We start from the raw sequence: 5,511 nt of genomic DNA, 5'->3' as shown, positions 1-5,511 counted from the left end.
CTCCAGCCCCAGCAGTTCCGACACCCCTTCCGGCGGCGGGTAGTAGCCCTGCCGCTGCAGCAGGTCGGCCCGGTTCACTCCAACCGCGACGGTGCGGATGCGTACCTCGCCGGGTCCGGGTTCCGGCGTCGGCACCTCGGTCCAGCGCATCTTCTCGGTGCCGCCAAAGCCTTCAAGGGTGATCGCGAACATGCCTACAGCCTGCCACCCGGCGCGCGGGGCGGGGTGGGCTAGCATGGTCCTGCCTGTGGCGAGATCGCATAGTGGACTAGTGCAGCCGCCTTGAAAGCGGCCGAGCGAAAGCTCCGTGGGTTCGAATCCCACTCTCGCCGCCCTCCGCAGCGCAGTGGAAGGAGTCGCAGTGATGCCAGCCTCCCCTCCCGGGTTCCGGGACTCGTCTCACTACGACCTGCGCCCCAGGACGCCGGTGCGCGCCTGGGTGATGGCGGGGATCGCGCTGGTGGCTGGCGTGGTCGCGCTGGTGGTCGGGTGGCCTGAACCACGCAACCTTGCGCTGGTTGTCGTCGGCGCGTTGTTGGTGGTGGGCGGGTTGGCCCTCGGCATCACCGCGGCGGTCTTCGTGCGTACCAGGACGCTGCGCATCACGCTGTCACCGGACGGTTACGAGGTGGCAGGTCCCGGGTACCACAAGGCGGGCGCGTGGATCGATGTGGACGCGGTTTCCGCCACTCCGGATGGCACCCGGCTGGTGATCGCCCGGGGACGCGTCGACCGGACCTTCATCCAGCCGCCGCGTGGTGAGGCGGAGGAGCAGATGCGGGCGATCATCGACGACATCTCCGACCGCCTGAAGGCGCTGGGCCGTTGAGGGCTCGCCGGCCTGCCGATCGGTAGGCTGCCGGTCAGCCCTCGGGTTCGGTGGCCGGTGGGGTGTAGACCGGCACCGTCGCGGGGATCGGCACGTTCTCGTTCGGCTCCTCGTGCCGGTAGGCGCAGGCGTCGGAGACGTCCTCGGGGCCAGCGGTGGGCACCCCGATCCCCGGGTCGTCCGGTGCCTGGTCGGCTGGCGGCTCCTCGCCGGGCGCGGGCTCGTCGGTGGGCTGCGGTTCCGGCGCCGGGTCGTCCTGGGGCTGCTCGGCCATCGAGTCGATGGCCGACTGGATCTGCTGCTGCATCAGTTCGAAGTCGGGCCAGTCGGAGTAGAAGCCGTTCTCGCCGTGGACGAACGCCAGCCGGCTGACGTGCCCGGCGTCCTGCACCCGCAGCGCCAGTTCGACGATCGCCGACAGGTGTTCCTGCGGGATGTCGGTGGAGACCATGTTGCCGGCGGCCTTGGCGATCGCCTCGTAGCGGGTCACCATGACGGCCGGGTCGGCCTGGTCGATGACGGCGTCCACCAGGCAGGACTGGCGTTGCATGCGCCCGAAGTCGCCGCCGGGGGAGTTGCACCGGCTGCGGGCGTACCACATCGCCTGGTAGCCGTCGAGCAGCTGGTCGGGCCCTTCGGGGATCCAGCCGTCCCGGCCGCAGTCCCAGCCCTCGTCGCTGCCGCCGATGGCGATCGGGAAGTTCACGTTCAGCCGGACGCCGCCCATCGCGTCCACCAGTGAGATCAGGCCGTCGATGTTGACCAGCGCGAAGTAGTCGATCGGCAGGCCGGTGGAGCCCTCGATGGCCGCCTTCAGCGCGTCGGCGCCGGCGTAGTCGGTGTCGGCGAACAGTTCGGGGTGCATGGTCGGCACGTCGTGCCAGACCGCGTTGAGGAATGAGTAACCGCCGCCGTCGTCGAAGCCGTACGGGTAGAGCTGGGCCAGTTCGGATTCGGGCGGGAAGATCGGGTGCTGCAGGTTGCGCGGCAACTGCACGATCAGGGTGTCGCCGTTGGCGGTGTCGATGGAGGCGACCATGATGGTGTCGGTGCGGACGCCGAGCTCCTCCTCGCGTCCCTCGCCGGAGTCGCCGCCGAGCAGCAGGACGTTCACCCGCGGCTTGTCGGCCCATGGGTCGCGCTTGTCGAGGGTGGGTCGGGTCTTGGAGCGCGCGTCGTCCTGGGACTGGAAGACCCCGCCGGAGACGTTGGCGGTCTGGAACGAGTAGGACGAGGCCACCGCCATCGGCGCACTGACCAGCAACGACAGCACCCCTACCAGCACCGAGCCGACGACTCGCTGCCGCTGGGTGAGTTGCCGGGGACGGCTGACCAGGTAGGTGCCGACGATCACCGCCACCCACGCCAGGCCGGCGATCATCACGGCCACCCCGATCCGGAACATCCAGTCGGCCTGCAGGGCGCTGCCGACCACCATCCCCGGGTTGCTCCGGATGAACAGGAACAGGGCGATCGTTGCGACCACCAGCACGGCGATGATGGCGATCCCGAGCCGGTTGGCCCGGGTCCTGATCAGGCCGAGGCCGGGCACGATGGTGCCGGCGATGGTGCGCAGGACGGTGTTGCGGAACCGGCGATCGGGCCTGGTGCTGGTGGCGACTGACTCGCCGGCGTCGGTGATGGCGCGGCGGGGCGCGCCGTAGGTGCCGCCGGCTGCGTGCCGAGGCGGCAGGTATTCGACCGGCGCGTCGTTCTCGGACGCATCGATGCCTCGGCGGGCCGCCGATGGCCAGTACTCGTCCGAAGGGGTCAAGCCCGGCTCCTTCCGGTTCAGCGGCGACACGCCGCTCCCGTGCGCGCGAAAAAGATGAGTGCGCCAATAGAATAAAGGGTCCGATGCAACAGCGCACCATGCAGGTGGCAAACTTCGAAGTCAGCGTTGAAACTTTGCGGCGACCGAGGCAACTCGCTAACCTTGAGCAGACGTCCGGATGCACCTCGTGCTCCGGTGATCGTGGAGGTGTCGCCTAGTCCGGTCTATGGCGCCCGCCTGCTAAGCGGGTTTGGGGCTCAACCCCATCGCGGGTTCAAATCCCGCCACCTCCGCCGTTGGAAGCGGAAACGCTGCCCGGGTCGGATGATTCGGGCGGCGTTTCCGCGTCCCAGAGGGCCCGGGTTCATTTGTGGTCTCACGCCTTGGTGTGAGGGATACTCCTACCGCCGACGCATCACCTTGCTTGAAACGACACCGCACCGGCCCTGCAAGGATTCCTACCTCGCTAGGGGACTCACCCGCGAAGAGGAGTGAAGCGACGAGAATGTTCCTTTTGGAACAGTCCGTGCAAAGGATGTGTCGTGATCGCGGCCTTGACGACACATCTGGGTCTGTCCGCCCTTCGGCACGTAGGCGAGTAGGCATCGGGAATCGTCCCCTCGGCGGGCCCCTGGGCACAGATAGCAGGGCGCGAATCGTCTTGGCAGGCTGGACACAATCGCCTGGGCCCAATTGCCGCGAGGCTGACCCAGTGACTCAGCGTGGACGTCGACTCGCCGTGACGGCTGAGGCCGGCGGCGGGCGGCTGGTCACGTCTGAGAGAATGCCCAAGTGAGCACGATGACCAAAGAGGCTGAACGGCAGGAACTCCATAAGACGATCTGGCGGATCGCGAACGACCTTCGCGGCAGCGTGGATGGTTGGGACTTCAAGGCCTACGTGCTCGGGATGCTGTTCTACCGGTTCATCTCCGAGAACCTCACCGCCTACCTCAATGAGCAGGAACGCAACGCCGGTAACGCCGACTTCGATTACGCCCGAATCAGCGCGGAAGAAGCTCAGTACGGGATGGCGGAGACAGTCAACGAGAAGGGCTTCTTCATCTTCCCCGCCGACCTGTTCGCGAACGTCCGCAAGCGGGCCCGCCACGACGCCAACCTCAACGAGACCCTCAGCCGGGTGTTCACCAACATCGAGGCGTCCGCGAAGGGGGCCGCAAGCGAGGACGACTTCAAGGGCCTGTTCGACGACCTGGACGTCAACAGCAACAAACTCGGCCCGACCGTCGCCCGACGCAACGAGCGGCTGGTCAAGTTGATGGACGCCGTGGGTGACCTCAACCTGGGCACCTACAGTGACCACACCATCGACGCCTTCGGCGACGCCTACGAGTACCTGATGACCATGTACGCCTCCAGCGCCGGCAAGTCGGGCGGGGAGTTCTTCACACCCCAGGAGGTTTCGGAACTGCTGGCACGGATAGCGGTGGTGGGCAAGACGGAGGTGAACAAGGTCTACGACCCGGCCTGCGGGTCGGGTTCGCTGTTGTTGAAGTTCGCCAAGGTGCTCGGCAAGGACAAGGTGCGGCAGGGGTTCTTCGGGCAGGAGATCAACCTGACCACCTACAACCTGTGCCGGATCAACATGTTCCTGCACGACATCAACTACGAGAAGTTCGACATCGCCCACGGCGACACCCTCACCGACCCGCAGCACTGGGACGACGAACCGTTCGAGGCGATCGTGTCGAACCCGCCCTACTCGATCAAGTGGGAGGGCGACGCCAACCCGCTGCTAATCAACGACCCCCGCTTCGCGCCGGCCGGGGTGCTGGCGCCGAAGAGCAAGGCCGACCTGGCATTCACCATGCACATGCTGAGTTGGCTGGCGGTCAACGGCACCGCGGCGATCGTCGAGTTCCCCGGCGTGCTCTACCGGGGCGGGGCGGAGCAGAAGATCCGCAAGTACCTGATCGACAACAACTACGTGGACGCCGTCATCCAGCTCCCGCCAGACCTGTTCTTCGGCACCACGATCGCGACATGCATCATCGTGCTGAAGAAGTCGAAGCGCGACAACAAGGTCTTGTTCATCGATGCATCGGCGGAGTTCGTGCGGCAGGGCAACAAGAACAAGCTCAGCGAAGCGAACCAGGCCACGATTCTGGACGCCTTCACGCAGCGGGCCGATGCGGAGCATTTCGTGCGGCTGGTCGACAACTCAGACATTGCGGACAACCGGTACAACATCGCGGTGTCTTCTTATGTCGAGGCCAGGAACACTCGGGAGGTCGTTGACATCAAGGCGCTCAATGCCGAGATTGCCCGGATTGTGGAGCGGCAGCAGGAGTTGCGGGAACAAATCGACGCCATTGTCGCCGACCTCGAAGGGTCGGACGCGTGAGCCGGATTGAACAGCTGATTGCCGAGCTTTGTCCTGACGGTGCGCTCTTCAGGACGCTGGCCGAAGTCACGGGAAGAGGAGAACAAATCCGTTGGGCGGAGGTCGGCGATGAGGGGTTTCAATACATCGACCTGACCTCGGTCGACCGGGTCACCCGAAGGATCGGCGAGACCGCAACGATAACGGCGGGTGCCGCCCCGAGCCGGGCGCGGCAAATTGTGCGAGCGGGCGACGTGATCTTCGCCACAACTCGGCCAACTCCGATGCGGGTGGCTGTGATTGCCCAAGAGTACGACGGGCAAATCGCCAGCACCGGCTACTGCATCCTGCGGCCCAACCAGGACGAAATTCTAACCAACTTCCTCGCGCACGTGCTCGGGACTGAACGCTTCCGTCAATATGTGGAGGAGAATCAGGTGTACTGACCACGGAGATTGAGTACGCGCGGCGGGTCTGCTGGACATAGGGGAAGACCTCTGAGTGAAGTGTGGGACTTACGACAGAACCCATTTCACGAAACAGAGGTCTTCCATGCCCCACCGTA

At 65.7% G+C, this 5,511-nt stretch carries 4 protein-coding genes, 2 tRNA genes and 1 pseudogene; 5 read left to right on the top strand and 2 right to left on the bottom strand.

The window, feature by feature from the left end; genetic code table 11:
- Window positions 1–192: pseudogene (locus WBL05_RS03390) on the bottom strand (NAD(P)H-quinone oxidoreductase); the annotation flags it as partial.
- A gap of 57 nt (window positions 193–249) precedes the next feature.
- Between WBL05_RS03390 and WBL05_RS03385 the strand changes: the two are divergent.
- Together WBL05_RS03385 and WBL05_RS03380 are read left to right on the top strand one after the other, a co-directional pair.
- A tRNA-Ser gene (locus WBL05_RS03385) sits at window positions 250–332 on the top strand.
- 32 nt (window positions 333–364) lie between these two features.
- Entirely contained in the window at window positions 365–829 is a 465-nt protein-coding gene (locus WBL05_RS03380) for a hypothetical protein (protein WP_424223733.1), read from the top strand.
- Window positions 830–863: 34 nt separating this feature from the next.
- On the opposite strand, the gene WBL05_RS03375 is transcribed toward WBL05_RS03380, so the two are convergent.
- Window positions 864–2,603: an LCP family protein gene (locus WBL05_RS03375; RefSeq protein WP_424223731.1), complete on the bottom strand. Its 1,740-nt coding sequence runs from the start codon at window positions 2,601–2,603 to the stop codon at window positions 864–866.
- A gap of 203 nt (window positions 2,604–2,806) precedes the next feature.
- Between WBL05_RS03375 and WBL05_RS03370 the strand changes: the two genes are divergently transcribed.
- The 3 genes from WBL05_RS03370 (at window position 2,807) to WBL05_RS03360 (ending at window position 5,392) form a co-directional block, all read left to right on the top strand.
- Window positions 2,807–2,896: transfer RNA gene (locus tag WBL05_RS03370), tRNA-Ser, on the top strand.
- 508 nt (window positions 2,897–3,404) lie between these two features.
- Window positions 3,405–4,967 (top strand): type I restriction-modification system subunit M, encoded by a 1,563-nt coding sequence (locus WBL05_RS03365; RefSeq protein ID WP_424223735.1) that lies wholly within the window; start codon window positions 3,405–3,407, stop codon window positions 4,965–4,967.
- Window positions 4,964–5,392: a hypothetical protein gene (locus WBL05_RS03360; protein WP_424223730.1), complete on the top strand. Its 429-nt coding sequence runs from the start codon at window positions 4,964–4,966 to the stop codon at window positions 5,390–5,392. Before WBL05_RS03365 ends, WBL05_RS03360 begins: the two co-directional genes overlap by 4 nt.
- Window positions 5,393–5,511 lie beyond the last annotated feature (119 nt).

Source organism: Brooklawnia sp., from assembly GCF_049651565.1.
Lineage (GTDB): Bacteria > Actinomycetota > Actinomycetes > Propionibacteriales > Propionibacteriaceae > Brooklawnia.
Note: the sequence above shows the minus strand (reverse complement) of the source record. Positions and strands in the feature narration are given on the sequence as shown.